The sequence below is a fragment of the Psychroserpens sp. genome (assembly GCF_047633235.1).
Taxonomy (GTDB): Bacteria; Bacteroidota; Bacteroidia; order Flavobacteriales; family Flavobacteriaceae; genus Psychroserpens.
Genome location: NZ_JBLIET010000002.1, coordinates 78,145 through 99,290, shown reverse-complemented (window position 1 = coordinate 99,290; position 21,146 = coordinate 78,145). Strand labels below are relative to the sequence as shown.

The 21,146-nt window shown below is 34.5% G+C and carries 19 protein-coding genes and 1 tRNA gene; 17 read left to right on the top strand and 3 right to left on the bottom strand.

The features are described 5' to 3' along the window. Entirely contained in the window at positions 1-1,095 is a 1,095-nt protein-coding gene (locus ACJAZK_RS01065) for an ABC transporter permease (protein WP_415222178.1), read from the top strand. Here ACJAZK_RS01065 and ACJAZK_RS01060 read toward each other — a convergent pair. The 3 genes from ACJAZK_RS01060 to ACJAZK_RS01050 all read right to left on the bottom strand — a co-directional run bounded on the left by ACJAZK_RS01060 (position 1,092) and on the right by ACJAZK_RS01050 (position 3,365). Further along, on the bottom strand, positions 1,092-1,898 hold the full coding sequence (locus ACJAZK_RS01060; RefSeq protein WP_415222177.1) for a sulfotransferase family protein: 807 nt from the start codon (positions 1,896-1,898) through the stop codon (positions 1,092-1,094). The two genes, ACJAZK_RS01065 and ACJAZK_RS01060, sit on opposite strands and share 4 nt — an antisense overlap. A 10-nt stretch (positions 1,899-1,908) precedes the next feature. Next, positions 1,909-2,517, bottom strand: a complete 609-nt coding sequence (gene yihA / locus ACJAZK_RS01055; protein ID WP_147231305.1) for a ribosome biogenesis GTP-binding protein YihA/YsxC — start codon at positions 2,515-2,517, stop codon at positions 1,909-1,911. Positions 2,518-2,600: 83 nt separating this feature from the next. Further along, the gene (locus ACJAZK_RS01050) at positions 2,601-3,365 is read right to left on the bottom strand and encodes an alpha/beta fold hydrolase (RefSeq protein ID WP_415222176.1); all 765 of its coding nucleotides are present in this window, start codon (positions 3,363-3,365) and stop codon (positions 2,601-2,603) included. A 296-nt stretch (positions 3,366-3,661) separates the two neighbouring features. On the opposite strand from ACJAZK_RS01050, the gene mraZ reads away from it, so the two are divergent. The 16 genes from mraZ to ACJAZK_RS00970 all read left to right on the top strand — a co-directional run bounded on the left by mraZ (position 3,662) and on the right by ACJAZK_RS00970 (position 21,144). Beyond that, a complete protein-coding gene (mraZ, locus tag ACJAZK_RS01045) occupies positions 3,662-4,129 on the top strand; it encodes a division/cell wall cluster transcriptional repressor MraZ (RefSeq protein WP_028872411.1) in 468 nt (155 codons plus the stop codon). Further along, positions 4,116-5,012 carry a 16S rRNA (cytosine(1402)-N(4))-methyltransferase RsmH gene (rsmH, locus tag ACJAZK_RS01040; RefSeq protein ID WP_415222175.1) on the top strand — a complete coding sequence of 299 codons (897 nt, stop codon included), beginning with the start codon at positions 4,116-4,118 and terminating at the stop codon, positions 5,010-5,012. The genes mraZ and rsmH overlap by 14 nt, the downstream gene beginning before the upstream one ends. Positions 5,013-5,071: 59 nt before the next feature. Then, positions 5,072-5,389 (top strand): FtsL-like putative cell division protein, encoded by a 318-nt coding sequence (locus ACJAZK_RS01035; RefSeq protein WP_028872413.1) that lies wholly within the window; start codon positions 5,072-5,074, stop codon positions 5,387-5,389. Positions 5,390-5,447: 58 nt separating this feature from the next. Next, complete coding sequence (locus tag ACJAZK_RS01030; RefSeq protein WP_415222217.1) at positions 5,448-7,394, top strand: penicillin-binding protein; 1,947 nt, start codon at positions 5,448-5,450, stop codon at positions 7,392-7,394. Beyond that, positions 7,394-8,857 carry a UDP-N-acetylmuramoyl-L-alanyl-D-glutamate--2,6-diaminopimelate ligase gene (locus ACJAZK_RS01025; RefSeq protein WP_415222174.1) on the top strand — a complete coding sequence of 488 codons (1,464 nt, stop codon included), beginning with the start codon at positions 7,394-7,396 and terminating at the stop codon, positions 8,855-8,857. Before ACJAZK_RS01030 ends, ACJAZK_RS01025 begins: the two co-directional genes overlap by 1 nt. A 7-nt stretch (positions 8,858-8,864) precedes the next feature. Further along, a complete protein-coding gene (gene mraY / locus ACJAZK_RS01020; protein ID WP_415222173.1) occupies positions 8,865-10,106 on the top strand; it encodes a phospho-N-acetylmuramoyl-pentapeptide-transferase in 1,242 nt (413 codons plus the stop codon). Beyond that, the gene (gene murD / locus ACJAZK_RS01015; protein ID WP_415222172.1) at positions 10,107-11,438 is read left to right on the top strand and encodes a UDP-N-acetylmuramoyl-L-alanine--D-glutamate ligase; all 1,332 of its coding nucleotides are present in this window, start codon (positions 10,107-10,109) and stop codon (positions 11,436-11,438) included. It begins immediately after the preceding gene. Between the two features lie 126 nt (positions 11,439-11,564). Next, positions 11,565-12,758 (top strand): FtsW/RodA/SpoVE family cell cycle protein, encoded by a 1,194-nt coding sequence (locus ACJAZK_RS01010; protein ID WP_415222171.1) that lies wholly within the window; start codon positions 11,565-11,567, stop codon positions 12,756-12,758. Next, positions 12,758-13,852, top strand: a complete 1,095-nt coding sequence (gene murG / locus ACJAZK_RS01005) for an undecaprenyldiphospho-muramoylpentapeptide beta-N-acetylglucosaminyltransferase (protein ID WP_415222170.1) — start codon at positions 12,758-12,760, stop codon at positions 13,850-13,852. The genes ACJAZK_RS01010 and murG overlap by 1 nt, the downstream gene beginning before the upstream one ends. After that, positions 13,853-15,205, top strand: a complete 1,353-nt coding sequence (gene murC / locus ACJAZK_RS01000) for a UDP-N-acetylmuramate--L-alanine ligase (protein WP_415222169.1) — start codon at positions 13,853-13,855, stop codon at positions 15,203-15,205. Further along, positions 15,195-15,914 carry a cell division protein FtsQ/DivIB gene (locus ACJAZK_RS00995; protein WP_415222168.1) on the top strand — a complete coding sequence of 240 codons (720 nt, stop codon included), beginning with the start codon at positions 15,195-15,197 and terminating at the stop codon, positions 15,912-15,914. The genes murC and ACJAZK_RS00995 overlap by 11 nt, the downstream gene beginning before the upstream one ends. 4 nt (positions 15,915-15,918) lie before the next feature. Then, the gene (gene ftsA, locus ACJAZK_RS00990) at positions 15,919-17,253 is read left to right on the top strand and encodes a cell division protein FtsA (protein ID WP_415222167.1); all 1,335 of its coding nucleotides are present in this window, start codon (positions 15,919-15,921) and stop codon (positions 17,251-17,253) included. A gap of 108 nt (positions 17,254-17,361) precedes the next feature. After that, positions 17,362-19,302: a cell division protein FtsZ gene (ftsZ, locus tag ACJAZK_RS00985; protein ID WP_415222166.1), complete on the top strand. Its 1,941-nt coding sequence runs from the start codon at positions 17,362-17,364 to the stop codon at positions 19,300-19,302. A 149-nt stretch (positions 19,303-19,451) separates the two neighbouring features. Then, positions 19,452-19,898, top strand: a complete 447-nt coding sequence (locus ACJAZK_RS00980; protein WP_415222165.1) for a GatB/YqeY domain-containing protein — start codon at positions 19,452-19,454, stop codon at positions 19,896-19,898. Positions 19,899-19,978: 80 nt separating this feature from the next. Next, positions 19,979-20,052, top strand: a tRNA-Arg gene (locus ACJAZK_RS00975). A 204-nt stretch (positions 20,053-20,256) separates the two neighbouring features. Continuing rightward, positions 20,257-21,144, top strand: coding sequence for a zinc-dependent peptidase (locus ACJAZK_RS00970; protein WP_415222164.1), 888 nt, complete (start codon positions 20,257-20,259; stop codon positions 21,142-21,144). Positions 21,145-21,146: the final 2 nt, after the last annotated feature.

The following is a 21,146-nucleotide window of genomic DNA, read 5'->3' as shown; positions in this document are numbered from 1 at the left end:
ATGCGTAAAACTAGCGACTCATTATCACAATTAGCGCTCCGAAAGTTCAAAAAGAACTTTTGGGGCGTTTTGAGTTTTTGTTTAATTGTGACAATTGGTGTCCTGTCTCTGTTCGCTTATGTGATTGCTCCAGACGATTCTCCAAATGCAAATGAAATGCACCTGTCAATCCATTCACAACGACCAGGTTTTGAAGTGCAAATGCTTAATATCCCTTCGGAAATTGAAAACCGTCAATCTCTGGTCTCAAAATTATTATTTGGAACACAGAGTAGCGATTTGGACATTCCGATTTCTAGTTATGCCATAGAGAATAATGTGCTGTATTATACTGAATACGCTATGGATGGATTAGTAGGAGCAGATAAGTCAGTTAATTTAAGGGTCTTTCCCAACAACGATTATAAATCCTATATTCAAAATAAAACCTTTGTATTCGGTACAGATAAATATGGACGAGATCTTCTTAGTCGTGTTTTAATAGGCTCTAGGATATCATTTTCTATTGGATTTATCGCTGTTTTTATATCGTTAATAATTGGTATTTTCTTCGGAAGTATAGCAGGGTATTATGGAGGAAAAATAGATGCCTTTATTATGTGGATCATTAATGTTACCTGGTCTATCCCTACACTTTTATTAGTAATAGCTATAACTTTGGCTTTAGGTAAAGGGTTTTGGCAAGTCTTTATTGCCGTAGGTTTAACAATGTGGGTAGAGGTGGCAAGAGTGGTGAGAGGTCAAATTATTAGTGCTAAAGAAATGCAATATGTCACAGCAGCTCGAGCACTAGGTTTTAATGATTATAGAATCATTACCAAACATATTCTGCCCAATATAATGGCGCCAATTATTGTGATTTCTGCAGCTAATTTTGCAGCCGCAATTCTTATTGAAAGCGGATTAAGTTTTCTTGGTATTGGAGCACAGCCACCAATGGCAAGTTGGGGAGCTATGATAAAAGATCATTATAATTATATTATTCTCGGGAAACCATTTTTAGCCGTCATACCAGGTATCTGTATTATGGTATTAGTAATGGCGTTTATGTTGATTGGAAATGCGTTGCGAGATGCTTTGGATGTGAAAACTTAGAGCTTAAGCCACTTAGAAAGGTCTTTATTTGTGAGTTTTTCAATCCTATGGATGTCATCAGTAACACCATTAACAATATGTTGTTTTGTGGCTTCTGTAAGTTGGGGCTGTGAATCTATAAAGTCTCTATTGAAGTAGTTCTTAATAATTAATCCAACTTTTTTAAACTTCTTCCAAATAGTTTTAGGATTGTCGTATGTGTAATGCAAGACACGTCTATTGAAACTTTTATTTTTATTTATTTTTGAAATATCGATGTCTAATTGATCAACTTCAAGAAATGTATAAACAGTATCTAAAACCTCCTGTGGGCGATTAACGAAGTCCTCAAAAAATAAAAGAAGAATCTGTGCTCTTCCAAATTGTTCAATATAAGGTTCTATTTGTGTGGCGTATTTAGACGTATTGATGTAGTGCTCGTTTAGAGTAATGGCTTTGTTGATGTCTTTTAGAGGCTCATAGCCTCTGTTGTACGTGTGTGTGTAATGTGAAACAATACGATCAATAGGATGGCGCATAATGTAAATGAGTTTCATTTTAGGATTATACTCAAAAATGTCAGCGTAAATTTGCTTATTAAAAGAAGGGAATTTGGTGTAATTTGTAGAGCCTTCGCCATATAATTTTGCTTTGCTTGTAAATAAAGCGTGGTATTCTGAAATTTGGTGTCTCCAATCTGTTTTGCTGAAAAATTGAGGTTCTTTAGGGAGGCTAAAGCAAATATCGGGATGCAGGGCGAGCCCATTACTCAAACTAGTAGTAGCTGATTTTGCAGAACCTATAATGAGAAAATTAACTTTCAAGTTTTAGAATTTAGCGGAGGGCTTCAATTTCTGTATTAGTATCCTGTATATATTGTAAAACCTCGTCTCTTCCAATAGTTTTTGATGATGAGGTGACAAAATGATTTGGCACAGCTTCCCAGGTTTCGAGCAGTTTTTTGCAATAGGCTTCAACATTACGTTCAATAGCCATTGGTTTAAGTTTATCTGCTTTTGTGAAAATGATAGAAAACGGTACTTGACTAACACCTAAATATTCCATAAACTCTAAGTCAATCTTTTGAGGTTCGTGTCTAATATCTACGAGTACAAAGGCAGAAACTAATTGAATGCGCTTCTCAAAATAATTAGTGATAAATTTTTGGAACTTTCGTTTAGCGGTTTTAGAAACTTTAGCATACCCATAACCAGGTAAATCTACTAAAAACCACTCTTTATTAATTAAGAAATGATTGATAAGTTGAGTCTTTCCTGGTCTGCCTGATGTTTTAGCTAAGTTTTTATGATTGGTAATCATATTGATTAGTGACGATTTTCCAACATTACTTCGGCCAATAAAAGCGTATTCAGGTATCTGATCTTTTGGGCATTTGTCCACTTCAGAATTACTTACAATAAATTCAGCTGTTTTAATTTTCATCTTGAGTTCCCATGATATTGGGAATCTATTTTGGTTATAGCATCAATTTTCAATGCTTTTCAGTTTTAGTTTTGAATGGAGCTTTAAAGGCCCTTTTTTTCTAGCCAATCATTTAGAATACGATTGAACTCTTGAGGATGTTCCATCATAGCAGCATGGCCACATTTTTCAATCCAAAATAATTCAGAATTTGGTAAAAGTTCATTGAATTCCCTGCCTACTTCTGGAGGAGTAACGGTATCATTTTTTCCCCAAACAATACAAACTGGTAATTTCATGTTTGGTAAATCCTTAGACATATTGTGACGTATTGCACTTTTTGCTATGGCAACGGTTTTTATGAGTTTATTTCTATCATTTACAGTTTCAAATACTTCGTCAACAATGGCCTTAGTTGCCACTTTAGGGTCATAAAATACGTCTTGCGCTTTTTTCTTTATGACCTCATAGTCACCTCGTTTTGTATAGCCTCCGCCCATAGCGCTTTCATATAAACCAGAACTTCCGGTTATGATGAGTGCCTTAACTTTTTTTGGATATAATTTTGTGTGGTAGAGACCAATGTGTCCACCAAGCGAATTCCCAAGTAAAATAACCTCTTCAAGTGCTAAGAATTCTATAAAATCATGCAAGTAGTTTGCGAAGCTTTTAACATTGGTTTTTAGCAATGACATGCCGTAAATTGGTAATTCAGGAATAATAACCTTGTAGCCTTTCTCACTAAAATAGTCTGTAACAGCATCAAAGTTACTTAAGCCACCCATTAGTCCATGTAAAATGATCATTGGTTTGCCTTCTCCTACTTCAATATAACTGTAATCTTTTTCCTTTTTTAAACGGTGTGCCATTAATAGTTAGTCATTTTGCTTTAAAACAAATATAGGTATTTCAATTAGAACATGGCACATTATTTATCGCTCCAAAGTTTCTTAAAACTTAAGATATGAACAATTAGAAAAGGGTTTTAATTTGAGAAATTAGAGCTTTGATAATAAGTGTTTTATGATTTTTTATTTGGAAATATGAATCATCTATTTTAATACTAATCACATATTTATCAACAAATGTGGAGTAGAGTGGTAAATAGTGGTAAAATTTTCAATATATTTGAATCTTAATCGTTACTCTAAGTAAATCAGTCATTTTGAACTCTTTAATAGGAACATACGAGTGTAAAGTTGATGCCAAAGGAAGGCTCATGTTGCCTGCTGCGATAAAAAAGCAGTTGCTGCCTGTGTTGCAAAATGGTTTCGTGCTAAAGCGCGCTGTATTTCAACCATGTTTGGAGTTGTATCCCATGACCGAATGGGAGATATTGATGCAAAAGGTGAATAAGCTTAATCGCTTCAAAAAGAAAAATAACGATTTTATTCGTCGTTTTACAGCAGGTTTAAAGCAGGTTGAGATAGATTCTGCAGGGCGATTATTAATCCCTAAAGACCTCGTGGCTTTTTCGGGTATCACAAAAGATATTGTGGTGTCATCTGCCATCAACATTATAGAAATTTGGGATAAAGACAAATACGAAAAAGCAATTGATGATGCTACAGGTGATTTTGCTGATTTAGCTGAAGAGGTAATGGGACAAGACGATGACGATGGACTATCATAACCCAGTATTACTCAAAAAAACTGTTGAAGGTTTAAATATTAAGCCTGATGGAGTCTACGTGGATGTCACCTTTGGAGGAGGTGGTCACAGTAAAGAAATATTAAAACATTTAGGTCCTGACGGGAAGCTATTTGCTTTTGATCAAGATAAAGACGCTCTTTTAAATGCAATTGATGATGATCGTTTCACATTAATTAATGAAAATTTTAGATACGTAAAACGTTTTCTTCGATTTCATGGTGCAAAACAAGTAGATGGAGTTCTAGCAGACTTTGGTGTGTCATCACATCAATTTGATGTTGCAGAACGCGGGTTCTCAACGCGCTTCGAGGCTGACTTAGATATGCGAATGAATCAAGAGGATAGTTTGTCGGCATATAATGTGATTAATAATTACGATGAGGAGCAAATCAAGCAAGTGCTATTTCAATATGGAGAATTAAGGCAAGCTCCGGCCATGGCTAAAACAATAGTAGAATCTCGACGTGATGAAGAAATAAAAACGAGTGAGCAACTAAAGACGGCACTTAAACAATTTCTTAATCACCAAAAAGAGAATAAAGTGTTAGCACAAATATATCAAGCGATTCGTATTGAAGTGAATCAAGAAATTGAAGCGTTAAAGGCATTTTTGAAACAAACACCAGAGATTTTAGTTAAAGGAGGGCGGTTAAGTATGATTTCATACCATTCTTTAGAAGATAGACTAGTAAAGCGATTTATTAGAAATGGCTTATTTGAAGGAGAGCCTGAGCGTGACGTATTTGGGTATTTTGAAGTGCCACTAAAAAAAGTGGGAGGTTTGATTATTCCATCGAGAGAGGAAATTAAAGAAAATAACAGAGCGAGAAGTGCAAAGCTTCGTATTGCTGAAAAACTATAGTATAATCAATAGATTAATTACTTCCCTTTTAGGGAGGATGTCTGCAGGACAGATGGGATATGAGAAAAAATATTTACAGCATATTAAGAGGTAAATTTTTAGTGAGTGACGATTCCTTTAAAAATTGGAGGATGATTATTTTTATTTCGGTCTTAGCTATTATAATGATCGCTAGTGCTCATAGTGCAGATCAAAAGGTCTATGAAATTGCAAGATTAAAAAATGAAGCAAAAGAATTAAGATCGGCATTTGTTGATGGGCGTTCACAATTGATGAGACTTAAAATGGAATCATCAATTATAAAAAAAGTAGTAGAAAAAGGAATTATAATATCAGAGATTCCGCCTCAAAAAATAAAAGTTAAAACACAGAATTGATAACGTGGCAACAACCGAAACTAACATATTAAACAGATTATATTTCGTGGCTGGCAGTATGTTTGTCTTCGCACTTGCTGTGGTGTTTAAGTTGTGCGTAATTCAGTTTGTTCAAGGAGACGAGTATAGAGAGTTAGCAGAAGAGCGCACCATTCAAAATATGGATATTCCAGCAAATAGAGGTAACGTCTATTCGGTAGATGGGAGTTTATTAGCCACCTCAATCCCTAAATATGACATTAGAATTGATGCTATCCAGCCAAAACAAGAGCTTTTTAATACACTTGTAAGGCCTTTGGCAGATTCACTCTCAAGATATTCAGGAAAACCGTTGAGCTATCATTTAAATAAAATTAAAAAAGCGAGACTCGATAAAAACAGATACTTTCTATTAGCCCGAGATATTAGTTATTCAGATTATATTAGAATTCGCAATTTCCCAATGCTAAACCTTGGTGCTATTCGAGGTGGTCTTATCGTCACTCAAGAAGAAAAGCGCGATCATCCAATGGGTGGTATCGCAGAGCGCACTATTGGTTATGAGAAAATTGATGAAGACGGAAATGTAACCAGACCAGGAATTGACGGCTACTTCGGTAAAACATATCTACGAGGCACCAATGGTAAAAGACTTATGCAGAAAATAGGAAACCGAAAATGGAAACCTATTGTTGATTATGATCAAGTAGAACCACAAGATGGTTATGACGTGTATACGACTATAGATGTTAATATTCAAGATATCGCACATCATTCTCTTTTAGGGCAATTGGAAAAGTATGAAGCAGATCATGGTTGTGCAGTAGTCATGGATGTGAAGACAGGAGAAATTAAAGCAATCTCAAACTTGGGTAGAAACCAAAGTGGTAGCTATTATGAGCGCCTTAATTATGCTGTAGGAGAAAGTCACGAACCTGGATCTACATTTAAGGTCATGGCATTTATGGCCGCTTTAGAAGATAAAGTTATTGATACGTCTACTATTGTAGATACAAAGAATGGTAGTAAACGTTTTTATGGAAGAACGATTAGTGATTCTCGTGGTCATGGAAAAATTTCTGCAGCAAGAGCTTTAGAGGTGTCCTCAAATATTGGTCTAGCAACTATTATTAATGACCACTATTCAAAACAACCAAAAAAGTTCATCAATCGTCTTAAGGGTTGGAAGCTCCATAATAAGCTAGGTGTCTCTTTAATAGGTGAAGGTAAGCCAGTGATTCCAGAACCAGGAGACGCAATTTGGAGTAAAAATGCTTTACCATCTATGGCTTATGGTTACAATTTAAGGATGACACCTTTACAAACACTTACTTTTTATAATGCTATAGCAAATGATGGAGAAATGATAAGGCCAAGGTTTATTAATGCAGTTAAAGAGTTTGATAGAGAAGTAAAGAGTTTTGATAAAGAGGTGATTAATCAAAAAATATGTTCTGATAAAACACTAGGAGAAATTAGAGAGATTTTAAAGAATGTAGTTGTTAGAGGTACAGGACAACGTATGTATTCTGAAAACTTTTCAATGGCTGGAAAAACGGGAACAGCAAGAACAGATTATTACGACTTTGAAGAATGGAAAAAAGACAGAAAGTATGTGTCTTCTTTTGCGGGATATTTTCCGGCAGATAATCCAAAGTACTCTTGCATAGTTGTAATCCATAAACCAAGCACAAAAGTTGGATTCTATGGTGCAGACGTTTCTGGACCAGTATTTAAAAGAATAGCTCAAAAAATATATACCGAAACACCTTTAATTGATGAGGTAGAGTCTTTGGAAGTTGTCGATGTAAAAATAGAAGAGCAGTATGAGTCTTTTTATAAAACCTCACGACTTCATAAAACGATTATGCCAGACGTTGTTGGTCTTCCAGCAATGGATGCTTTAGCATTATTAGAAAATATGGGTCTCAAAGTAAATATGAGAGGCACCGGAACCGTGAAGACACAATCTATTAATAAAGGAATAAAAGTAAAACTAAATCAAATTATTGTTTTAGGAACCTAATGACACAATTAAAAGACATATTATACAAGGTTACCATAAATACAGTCGTAGGAAGTACGAGTATAGCTGTTAATAGTTTGCATTTTGATTCGCGTCAAGTTTCAAAAGGCGATATCTTTATTGCTATCAAAGGAACCCATGTTGATGGTCATCAATTTATAGATGCGGTAATTGAGAAAGGTGCGATGGCTATTGTTTGTGAGACACTTCCAGACAATTTAATACAGGGAGTCACTTATATAGAGGTAGAAAACACGCATGAAGCTCTAGCTTTTATGGCGTCTAATAGCTTCGGAAATCCTTCGGAAAATTTGCGACTAGTTGGAGTTACTGGTACAAACGGAAAAACAACTATTGCTACCCTTTTATATCAATTATTCAAAAAGGCTGGCTACAAGGTTGGTTTATTGTCTACGGTGAAAATTATGGTTGATAATACCGAATACAAAGCCACGCATACTACTCCAGATTCTTTGACAATAAATAGGTATCTAAAATTGATGAATGATGCAGGTGTTGAGTTCTGCTTTATGGAAGTGAGTTCTCATGGTATTCATCAAAAACGTACTGCAGGTTTGCAGTTTGAAGGTGGGATTTTCACGAACCTATCACATGATCACTTAGACTATCACAACACGTTTGCAGAGTATAGAGACGTTAAGAAATCATTTTTTGACAATCTTTCTAAAAGCGCATTTGCTTTAGTAAATGTTGATGACAAAAATGGATTGGTAATGCTTCAAAACTCAAAAGCAAAAACATATACCTATGCACTAAAAACGTATGCAGATTATAAAGCACAGGTGTTAGAAAATCAGTTTAGTGGTTTGCTACTAAAACTTAATGACAGTGAATTATGGACAAGATTAATCGGTGATTTTAATGCTTACAACATTAGTGCTATTTATGGTACAGCAGAATTACTAGGTCTTGAGAAAGATGAGATTTTAAGGTTGATTAGCGAATTAGAAAGTGTAAGCGGTCGCTTTGAATATCTCATTTCCGAAGAAAAAATCACTGCCATTGTTGATTATGCGCACACACCAGATGCTCTAAAAAATGTATTAGAAACCATAAATAATATTCGTACAAAGAATGAGCAGCTTATTACAGTTGTTGGTTGTGGAGGAGATCGAGATACATCAAAACGTCCAAAAATGGGACATATCGCTTCTGCACTAAGTACTAAGGTGATTTTTACGAGTGATAATCCTAGAAGTGAAGTGCCAGAAACTATTATTGAGGATATTGAAAAAGGAGTAGAACCTCAAAATTTTAAAAAAACAATGTCTATTGTGGATAGAAAGCAAGCGATAAAAACAGCTTGTCAATTAGCAAACCCTAATGACATCATTTTAATTGCAGGAAAAGGGCATGAGACCTATCAAGAAATAAAAGGAGAGCGTTTTGATTTTGATGACTTTAAAACGGTAAAAGAATTTTTAAAACAATTACAGAAATAAGAAGCCAATGTTATACTACTTATTCGATTATTTAGAACAACAGTTTCAATTTCCTGGAGCATCTCTTTTTGGTTTTTTAACTTTTAGAGCTGCTATTGCTATTATTTTATCCTTATTAATTTCTACAATTTTTGGGAAGCGTATTATTAGCTTTCTTCAAAGGCAACAAGTTGGAGAAACCATTCGTGATCTCGGACTTGAAGGCCAAGTTGAAAAAGCTGGAACACCTACAATGGGTGGAATCATCATCATTTTAGCAACTTTAATTCCGGTATTATTATTAGCGAAACTTGAAAATATTTATATCATCCTTCTAATTGTGACTACAATTTGGATGGGTACAATTGGATTTATTGATGATTATATCAAAAAATTTAAGAACAATAAAGAAGGATTAAAAGGGCGTTTCAAGGTTTTAGGTCAAGTAGGTTTGGGGATTATTGTCGGTGCTACAATGTACTTTCATGATGATGTCACTGTGAAAGAAAAACTACCTCAAGAACAACAAAATGTGCTGTTGGCTGAGAACCCAAATATATCACCTTCAAAGTTATTTGAAGAAGAAGCTAAATCAACAAAGACAACGATTCCGTTTTTAAAAGGGAATGAGTTTGACTATGCAGATTTAATTACTTGGATGAGTCCAGGTTTATCGAAATATGCTTGGATCATTTTTATTCTAGCGTCCATATTTATTATTACGGCGGTTTCAAATGGTGCTAATCTCACTGATGGAATAGATGGGTTGGCAGCTGGGACTTCTGCCATTATTGTGTTCACTTTAGGGGTTTTTGCTTGGGTTTCTGGTAACATCATTTTCTCTGATTACTTGGATATTATGTACATACCTAGAGTTGAAGAAATCACTATTTATATTGCTGCTTTCGTAGGAGCTTTGATTGGATTTTTGTGGTATAATGCTTATCCAGCGCAAGTTTTTATGGGAGATACAGGAAGTTTAACTATCGGAGGAATCATAGCGGTTATCGCTATTGCAGTTCGAAAAGAATGGCTTATTCCAGTACTGTGTGGTATATTTTTAGCTGAAAACTTATCCGTAGTGATGCAGGTGAGTTATTTCAAATACACAAGAAAAAAATATGGAGAAGGGAAACGCATTTTTAAAATGTCGCCTTTACACCATCATTATCAAAAGACGGGATATCACGAAAGTAAAATAGTTACACGATTTTGGATTGTTGGAATCTTACTAGCCATTATATCAATTGTGACATTGAAAATTAGATAGATGAAACGTTTGGTAGTTCTAGGAGGAGGAGAAAGTGGAGTCGGAACTGCACTTTTAGGAAAAGCAAAAGGATGTGATGTTTTTGTTTCAGATAAGGGAATAATAAAAGACAAGTACAAACAAGTTCTTATACATAATGAAATTGAATTTGAGGATGGAGCGCATTCTGAAGACCGTATTCTAAATGCAGATATCGTCATGAAAAGCCCAGGCATTCCCAATCAAGTTGATTTAATTCAACGGCTTATAAAAAAAGGAGTACCTGTGGTATCTGAAATTGAATTTGCAGCAAAATTTACTAATGCAACCCTTGTGGGAATCACAGGAAGTAATGGTAAAACAACAACTGCAACGCTCACTCATCACTTATTAAAACAAGAGTTGAATGTTGGATTAGCAGGAAATATTGGAGATAGTTTTGCAAAGCAAATTTTAGAACACGATTACAAAAACTATGTTTTAGAGATTAGTAGTTTTCAATTGGATGATATTATTGACTTTAAACCACATATAGCGGTTTTAACGAATATCACACCAGACCATTTAGATAGATATGAATATCAGTTTGAGAAATATATCGCCTCAAAATTTAGGATTGTAGAAAATCAAACAAAGGAGGATTACTTGATTTATGATGGTGATGATGAGGTCATTTTAGATTGGTTAGAAAAGCATCCTGTTCAATCAATATTATTACCATTTTCATTGACAAAGACTATTGAAAATGGCGCGTATTTAGATAACGAGAATATAAAAATAACAATAGATAACAACCAGATAATTATGCCAACAAAAAATTTAGCATTAGAAGGTAAACACAATATTAAAAATGCAATGGCTGCGTCAACAGTAGCACATTTATTAAAAATTAGAAAGCAAACCATACGTGAGAGTTTAGAAAACTTTCAAGGTGTTGAGCATCGTTTGGAAAATGTACTTAAAATTAATAAAGTACAGTACATTAATGACTCAAAGGCGACAAATGTTAACGCTACGTATTTTGCATTAGAGACAATGGATGCTCCTACGGTTTGGATTGTAGGTGGTGTAGATAAAGGCAATAATTACCAAGAGTTGTTTCAGTTTGTAAATGAAAAAGTTAAGGCGATTATTTGTTTAGGTACAGATAATAAAAAATTGATGGATAATTTTGGTGGTATGGTCGATATCATTATTGAAACCGAGTTTATGAGTGAAGCCGTTAAAATAGCTTATAAAGTGGCTGAAGCGGGAGATAGTGTATTGTTATCGCCAGCATGTGCTAGTTTTGATTTATTCGAAAACTATGAAGATAGAGGTCGTCAATTTAAAGATGCTGTTAGGAATTTGTAAAATGTCATCGAGAATTAGTTCCGATAGCTATTGGAACAACGGAAGACTCTAATTGAATTTTAAAAATATGAGATTCTTCGATTCTCTCTAAATAATAGAATAACGATTAAAACCAAGTGTGAAAACGTGCAAACACTATTCAATAACATAAAAGGAGATCGATTAATTTGGGCAATTGCTGCGTTGTTGGCGATTTTCTCATTCCTTCCTGTGTATAGTGCTGCGAGTAATTTGGCTTATGTTGGAGGTGTTGGGAGTACTTTTAGTTTTTTTGTGAAGCACTTAATGCATCTGGTGTTAGGCTTTGCGATTATATACGGCGTACATAAAATTCCATATCGATATTTTAGAGGATTGTCAATGGTGATGATTCCAATAGTTATTGTCTTATTAGTTGTGACGATGCTTCAGGGAACCACAATTGATGGTGCAAATGCGAGTCGTTGGATTCAAATTCCGTTTGTTGGGATGTCGTTTCAAACATCCACATTGGCAGCCGTTGTTTTAATGGTTTATGTAGCGCGATATTTATCAAAAATACAAGATAAGAAAGTCACGTTTGTTGAGACATTATTGCCATTATGGGCTCCAGTATTTTTTGTATTAATCTTAATTTTACCAGCTAATTTTTCTACGACAGCGATTGTGTTTTTTATGGTCATGATGTTAACATTTATAGGTGGTTATCCTATTAAATATCTTGCTATTATTATGGGTATTGGGATTTTGGCATTAGCTTTATTTATTCTTATAGCAAAGGCGTTTCCAGATGCGATGGATAACCGTGTAGATACATGGACTAGTAGGATTGAAAATTTCGTAAATGGAGAAGATACCGAAGCAGATTATCAAATTGAAAACGCTAAAATAGCTATTGCTTCGGGTGAAATAACAGGCAAAGGACCTGGGAAAAGCACACAAAAAAATATATTACCACAATCATCATCAGATTTTATTTTTGCCATTATTATTGAAGAGTATGGTCTAATTGGAGGCTTGTTCTTGTTGCTATTATATTCCTGGTTGTTGTTTAGGATTGTGATTGTGTCACAAAAAGCAGATACTGTTTTTGGGAAATTATTAGTGTTAGGTGTTGGTTTGCCTATTATATTTCAAGCTTTAATAAATATGGCAGTGGCTGTGGAGTTATTCCCTGTTACTGGTCAAACGCTACCACTTATAAGTAGCGGAGGAACGTCTATTTGGATGACTTGTTTGGCTATTGGAATCGTCTTAAGTGTGAGTGCAAAACGAGAGCAAATAAAAGGTCAAGAAATTAGCGAGGATAATCCGTTAGAAATTTTAAGTGAAACTATTTAATGAGTAACTATAAAATCATATTATCAGGAGGAGGAACAGGAGGACATATTTATCCTGCGATTGCTATTGCAGACGAGTTGAAGTCGCGCTTTCCCGATGCAGAATTTTTATTTGTTGGTGCTTCAGATCGTATGGAAATGGAAAAAGTGCCTCAAGCAGGTTATGAAATTGAGGGCCTTTGGATTTCGGGAATTCAACGAAAGCTAACGTTGAGAAACTTAGCGTTTCCGTTTAAGCTTATTTCAAGTTTACTTAAATCCCGTAAAATTCTTAATACGTTTCAGCCAGATGTGGCTATTGGAACTGGTGGCTTTGCAAGCGGTCCATTATTGAAATCTGCGATATCGAAAGGAATTCCTAGTTTAATTCAAGAGCAAAATTCTTATCCAGGAATCACAAATAAGTTGTTATCTAGTCAAGTGGATAAAATTTGTGTTGCTTATGAAGGTCTAGAGGCTTTTTTTCCAAAGGAAAAAATCATTTTAACGGGTAATCCAATTCGCCAAGATTTGTTAAATATAGCCCATAAACATATTGAAGGTAAGGATGCGTTTACCTTAATTCATAGTAAGCATACGCTTCTAGTTTTAGGCGGAAGTTTAGGAGCTAGACGTGTGAATCAATTGATAGAAGAAAAACTAGAGTATTTTGAGTCGCAAAATATACAAGTGATTTGGCAATGTGGAAATCTTTATTATCAACAATATAAGCAGTACAATGCGCTAGAAAATATACAAGTTCACGCTTTTTTAAATAATATGGATATGGCTTATGCAGCAGCAGATATTATTATATCAAGAGCTGGAGCGAGTTCGGTTTCAGAACTATGTGTGGTTGGAAAGCCGGTGGTGTTTATTCCGTCACCAAATGTAGCAGAAGATCATCAAACTAAGAATGCAAGAGCTATTTCAGATAAAAATGCAGCTATTTTAATTAGAGAAAGTGACCTAGATGACCAGTTTGAAGTGGAGTTTGATGCGTTGATGTCTTCTGTAGAAAAAAGATTGGAATTGAGTAAAAATATAAAACAATTAGCATTAGTAAATGCAACAAAAGACATTGCAGACCAAGTTGAAAAATTATTAAAGCAATAAATGAATTTAGAGGAAGCAAATAGCATTTATTTTATAGGTATAGGAGGTATTGGTATGTCTGCTTTAGCACGCTATTTCGCGGCTAAAGGATTAACTGTGGGAGGTTATGATAAAACCAAAACTGAAATTACAGATGCCTTAGAGGATTTAGGTGTTTGTATTCATTTCGAAGATGATATTAAAGAGATTGACGCTAGGTTTTTAGATATAAAAACGACGCAAGTTATTTATACGCCTGCAATACCGAAATCACATAGTGAACTACATTACTTTAATTCTAATGGGTTTCATGTGATGAAGCGTTCTCAGGTATTAGGGGAAATTACAAGACAAACGTTTTGTATGGCGGTTGCTGGTACCCACGGAAAAACAACAACAACTAGTATTTTGGGCCATTTATTAAATGAATGTAATGTTGAGGTTACTGCCTTTTTAGGCGGGATTAGTGAGAATTATAACTCTAATTTAATCCTCAACGGAACAGATGTTACCGTTGTGGAAGCTGATGAGTTTGATCGGTCCTTCTTAACCTTGTCTCCAGATTTTGCTTGTATTACGTCTATGGATGCAGATCATTTAGATATTTATGGAGATGCTTCGGAGCTTGCGAAATCTTTTGAAGATTTTTCAAAAAAAATAAAACCAAACGGAAAACTGTTCGTCAAAAATGGATTGCCAATCACAGGCATTACTTATGGGATAGAAGATGATTCAGATTATTCCGCAGAAAATATAAAAATAGTAAATGGTAGCTATGAGTTTGATGTGAAAACGCCAAATGTGCTACTAGAAAATTTCAAATTTAACCTACCTGGTAGACATAATCTGTCTAATGCATTAATAGCCTTGGCGATGTCTGTAGAATATGGCCTCCCTCAGCCTCAGCTCGCCAAAGCTTTAGCATCTTATAAAGGTGTGAAACGTAGATTTACGTACCAGATTAAAACAGATGAATTAGTTTATATTGATGATTATGCACATCATCCTGAAGAAATTAATGCTGTACATCAAGCTGTAAGGGAAATGTATCCAAATAAAAAAGTGTTGGCTGTTTTTCAGCCACATTTATTTAGTAGAACTAAGGATTTTATAGATGATTTTGCTAAAAGTTTATCGAAATTTGATGAAGTGCTACTATTGGATATTTATCCAGCGAGAGAATTGCCAATTGAAGGTGTGACATCCCAGTGGTTACTAGAAAAAATTGAAAATAAAAACAAAAAATTAGTTCAAAAAACAGAGTTAGTTAGCACTATAAAAAATAGCGATGCTACAGTAATTTTGACTATTGGAGCAGGCGATATTGGTGAAGAGGTTAAGCATATTAAAAAAGCATTGAGTTATGCGAGTTAATTATGGTTATATAAAAGTGGTATTACTACTAGTGTTAGTGGTGTTTTTATATGCGTTTTCTTCAGTTAGAAATGCAACGAGAACAGTGAAAACACCAGAGATAAAATTTGTTGGAGACGACAATCTTTTTGTGACTCATGAGACTGTTAGTAAATTGTTAATACAAAATCAAGAGAGTGTTACCAACAAGCCTAAAGATATTATAGATTTGAATCGATTGGAATCTGCCCTTAACTCTAATCCAATGATTAAGCAAGCACAAGTGTTTATGAGTGTTGATGGTTTGATCACTGCTGAAATTGAACAAAAAAAACCTATAGCAAGAGTAAGCACAAATGCTTCGTATTACATTGATGAATCAGGTGGTTTTATGCCTTTATCAACAAATTATACTGCACGCGTGCCCCTTATTACTGGATTAATTGAAAAAAATGATTTAGCAAATGTTCATGCTGTTGCTAGAAAAATTCAAGGGGATGACTTTTTGACGAAACACGTTGTAGTGATTCATCAAAATCGGGATAAAACTATTGATTTGAAATTTAGAAGCCATGATTTTAATATCCATTTAGGGACATTGAAATTATTAGATAAGAAGATTAATAATTTAAAAGCTTTCTATAAGAAGGCAATGAAAGATAAAACACTAGAAAATTATAAACTAGTGAATTTAAAGTTTGATAAGCAAGTGATTTGCACCAAAAAGTAAGATGATGGAGAATAATAAAATTTCAGTAGGACTTGATATCGGAACCACAAAAATAGTGGCTATGATTGGTCGTAAGAATGAATATGGCAAAGCCGAAATTTTAGGGATTGGTAAATCCAAGAGTTTGGGTGTGCATCGAGGTGTGGTTAATAATATTACGCAAACTATTCAATCTATTCAGCAAGCTGTTCAAGAAGCAGAAGCAGAAGCAGGACTTAAAATTGAAGACGTAACTGTTGGTATCGCAGGTCAGCATATTAGAAGTTTACAGCATAGTGATTACATCACCAGAGCAAATTCTGAGGTGGTCATTGATGAAGAGGATATTGATCGTTTAATTAATCAGGTTCACAAATTAGTAATGCTTCCAGGCGAAGAAATAATTCATGTTTTACCTCAAGAATATAAAATTGATGGTCAAGGTGAAATCAAAGAGCCCATTGGAATGTATGGTGGACGATTGGAAGCTAATTTTCATGTCGTTGTTGGTCAAGTATCCTCCATAAGGAATATTGGTCGCTGTGTAAAAAGTTCTGGTTTAGAACTAGAAGGAATTACATTAGAGCCTTTGGCATCTGCAAATGCAGTGTTAAGCCAAGAAGAAAAAGAAGCAGGTGTCGCTTTGATTGATATAGGAGGTGGTACGACAGATTTAGCAGTATTTAAAGATGGTATTATTCGTCATACAGCTGTGATTCCTTTTGGAGGGAATGTTGTTACAGAAGATATCAAAGAAGGTTGCTCAATCATTGAAAAACAAGCGGAATTATTGAAAATAAAATTTGGTTCTGCATGGCCAGGAGAAAATAAAGATAATGAGATTGTCTCTATCCCTGGATTGCGTGGTCGTGAACCAAAAGAGATTACCTTAAAAAATCTCTCTAAAATTATTCATGCTCGTGTCGTAGAGATTGTTGAGCAAGTTTACGTAGAAATAAAAAATTACGGTCACGAGGAGCAAAAGAAAAAGTTAATTGCTGGTATTGTATTAACAGGTGGTGGTGCTCAATTAAAACATTTAAAACAGTTAGTGGAATACATCACAGGAATGGATACCAGAATTGGTTATCCCAATGAGCATTTGGCAGGAGGTAGTGATGATGATATTGCAAGTCCGTTGTATGCCACTGCCGTTGGATTAGTAATGGACGGATTAAAACGTCAAGAGCGCAGACGTATTGAGAAAGAGGTAGAGGAAATGTCTAATGTGGCAGTTGAACATTCCGAAGAAAATATATCACAAGAAGAAGAGGTTATAGAATCGCCAAGAAAAGAACGAAAATCATTTTTAGACAAGTTAACAGAGCGTGTTAAAGATTTTTTAGATAACGCAGAATAAGGCACAAGTTGAGACTTGTGCGTACACTAATAACAATACATCTTCGACTAGGTAGGACTGTTGGAGATATTTGGGGAAATAAAGTATAAATACAGTAAAAGTAATTTTATGAGCAACAACAATGAGTTAGGCAACATAGCATTTGATTTACCAAAAAACCAATCTAACGTGATCAAAGTGATTGGAGTAGGAGGCGGAGGAAGCAACGCCATTAATCACATGTTTTTACAAGGGATTAAAGGAGTTGACTTCGTGATATGTAATACAGATGCACAAGCACTGCATAATAGTGGTGTTCCAAACAAAATCCAATTAGGAGTCAATTTAACTGAAGGTTTAGGAGCAGGAGCAAATCCAGAAGTAGGAGAACAAGCAGCAGTTGAGAGTATAGAAGATTTACGTCGCATGCTAGGTGCTAACACAAAGATGGTGTTTATCACTGCAGGAATGGGTGGAGGAACTGGAACAGGAGCTGCGCCAGTTATCGCTAAACTAGCTAAAGAATTAGATATTTTAACTGTTGGTATTGTAACGATGCCATTTCTGTTTGAAGGAAAAACAAGAAACGAACAAGCTGCCAAAGGTATTGATATACTGCGTTCACATGTTGACTCTTTGGTCGTAATTAATAATAATAAACTGCGTGAAGTTTATGGAAATCTAGGCTTTAAAGCTGGGTTTTCTAAAGCAGATGAAGTCTTAGCTACGGCATCTCGAGGGATAGCCGAAGTTATTACCCATCACTATACACAAAATATTGATTTACGTGATGCTAAGACTGTATTAAGTAATAGTGGTACAGCAATTATGGGGTCGTCAACATCGTCTGGTAAATCCAGAGCACAAGATGCAATCATGAAGGCTTTAGATTCACCATTATTAAATGACAATAAAATTACTGGAGCTAAAAACGTGTTGTTGCTTATCGTTTCTGGTTCTCAAGAAATCACTATTGATGAGATTGGAGAAATTAATGATCATATTCAAAATGAAGCAGGTCATGGTGCAAATATTATCATGGGTGTTGGTGAAGATGAATCTTTACAAGAATCAATTTCTGTAACTATAATTGCTACTGGTTTTGACTTAGATCAACAACATGAAATTTCTAATACCGAACAAAAGAAAGTTATTCATGCTTTAGAAGAGGATAGACATGATGATGTTCATGTTAAAGAAAGCAGTCCTGCAATTATAACACCAGATATCATTCTTGAGAAAGAAGCGATTAAAACTCCCGAGGTTGTTAAACATACCTTGGTTGATGATGAAGATGTTAGTAATGTTGTCGTTCCTAATTTAGGAACAGATTTAATCAAAACAACAGATATTATCAAAAATATCAATATTGTTTATGATGAGGTTTTAGATCATATAGTAAGAGAAGAAGAGTTCATTATAACTCCTATTCAAGAGTTTAAAGAAACCATTATTGAGGAGGTTGAAGAAGAGCAAATTACGCTCACTTTTGATTTGCCTTTATCTTTTGGAGCTTCTGAAGAACAAGTAGGAGAAGAGGAAATAGTTGAAGAGGATAAAACCTTTTTTACTCTAGAAGATGACGTAAGAGATTTAGAAGTAAAAGAGCATATTGAAGTAATTCCTGTTACAGAGGCTAACGAAGAAGGAGAGAAACGCTATGCTTTAGATGATTTTTTGACTTATGAATCTGCAATGAATCAAACGAAAATTAAAACGCCACCAGAGGTTGAAGAGGAAGTCGTTTTTGAAAAGAAGACGATTGAATCTAACGTTAAAGATGCGCAAGTAGTTGATGAGATTGACCCTATGAATAGTCCAATTTCAGAATTATTAAAAGATAGAGCAGACGAGAGACGTCGTAAGATGAAAGATTTCAATTACAAGTTCAATACTGCCAAGATTGATGAAATTGAAAAAGAACCTGCATATAAAAGGCAAGGTGTGAATTTAGATGATGCTCAGCATTCATCAGAAACCAACGCTTCTAGAACATCTGTTTCCAGTGATGAAAACGATGATATTCAATTAAGAAGTAATAATTCATTTTTACACGACAACGTAGATTAGTAGCAAATTTAGTGTAGTGTGTCACACTTTGTTAGACCCGAAAAATTGAAATATATTTTTCGGGTTTTTTATCTTTTCTTCGCAAATATTAGCATAACATTATATAGTCAATTTTAGTATCTTCGCTTTTCAATTAAACAGAAGAGATCATGAGTTTACAAACTGAAATAATGGCTGCTATGAAGACAGCGATGAAAGCGAAAGACCAAACAGCTTTAGCTGCATTACGCGCAGTAAAATCTGAGATATTACTCATTCAAACATCTGGTGAAGCAGGAGAATTAACAGAGGAGCAAGAAATTAATATTTTATCAAAGTTGGTTAAGCAGCGTAAGGATAGTGCCGCAATATATTTAGAACAGGATCGAAAAGATTTAGCATTACCAGAAATTGATCAAGCAGAAGTTATCAGTCAGTTTTTACCAGAAGCTCTTAGTGAGGAGGAGATTGAAAAAGTAGTTGTAATGACCATTGATCAATTAGGTGCAGTAGGTATGAAAGATATGGGTAAAGTGATGGGAATCGTAAATAAGGAGCTTGCAGGACAAGCAGATGGTAAAACGATTTCTAATATAGTAAAAGCTAAATTGTCATAGATAATGAGATTCTTATTCGAATAAGTATAAATTTGAGTAGTGAAATAAAATTAATAATACTATAATGGTAGTGTTGAATTGGCCACGTGGCGCAACTGAATAGCGCATCAGATTTCGGCTCTGACGGTTGGGGGTTTGAGTCCCTTCGTGGTCACGAATTAACTAGAAACCTAAGTCTTAAATCAAGCTTGCTTGAATTTATAAACTTAGGTTTTTTGATTATCAAAGCGGAGCATTGAGGAGGCGATACTAATTGCAGCAATATAAAATGTTTGTAATAATAAATCAACTAATTTAGAGCAATAGCGTTGGTTTGAAATTTCCGAAGAAAAATAAAAACAAATTTTAAAGCAATTTAATGTCCGTAGGTTTTCAAATACTTTTATTAATTCAAAGTGATAAATTCACAGAAAGAGAGGATGTGATTGCCAATTATTTTTTAATATTTGGCGCTTGTTTAATGCTCATTTTTTTTATGTGGCGATTGTTGTATTTCTTTGAAATGGCGTATGTAGAGTATTTTAACAAGAAATTATTTGTTAATCACGTGTATTTCAGAAAAAGAAAACTCATAAAAAGTCAGAAAGCTATATTAAGGAAGAATTTCAAATTCTATCAAAAACTATCGCTAAAGCATCAATCTTATTTTGAGCATCGTGTACATCAATTTATAAATAGAAGAGAGTTTCTAGGCAATAATATTGAGGTTACTGAGGAGATGAGAGTTATAATATCGGCTACATTGGTGAAATTAACTTTTGGACTGAGAGATTATAATATTAAGTCTGTTGAGCGCATTATTTTTTATCCAGAAAAATTTTATTCGCGAACTAATGAAGCGTATCATAAAGGAGAATTTAACTTAGGCTTAAAAGCGTTAGTGTTTTCGTGGGAAGATGTTTTACATGGCTATGAAATACAGGATGATAATTTGAATTTAGCAATACATGAGTTGACACATGCCATTCATTTTTATTATATGGGTGTGAGACGCCGCAGTACAAGTGCTGCTATATTTTTAGATACTTTTGTAGAACTAACTAACATGCTTGATAATAAGCCGGAGTTGAAGACTAAATTAGTTCAGTCTAATTTTTTAAGGGCATATGCTTTTACAAACCAGTTTGAATTTTTATCAGTCATTATTGAAACATTTATCGAGTCTCCTCAGCTTTTTAAAACAGAATTCCCAAGTATTTATAGTAAAGTTAAAACCATGTTAGGTTTTAATTTTTCGGGTTATTAGTG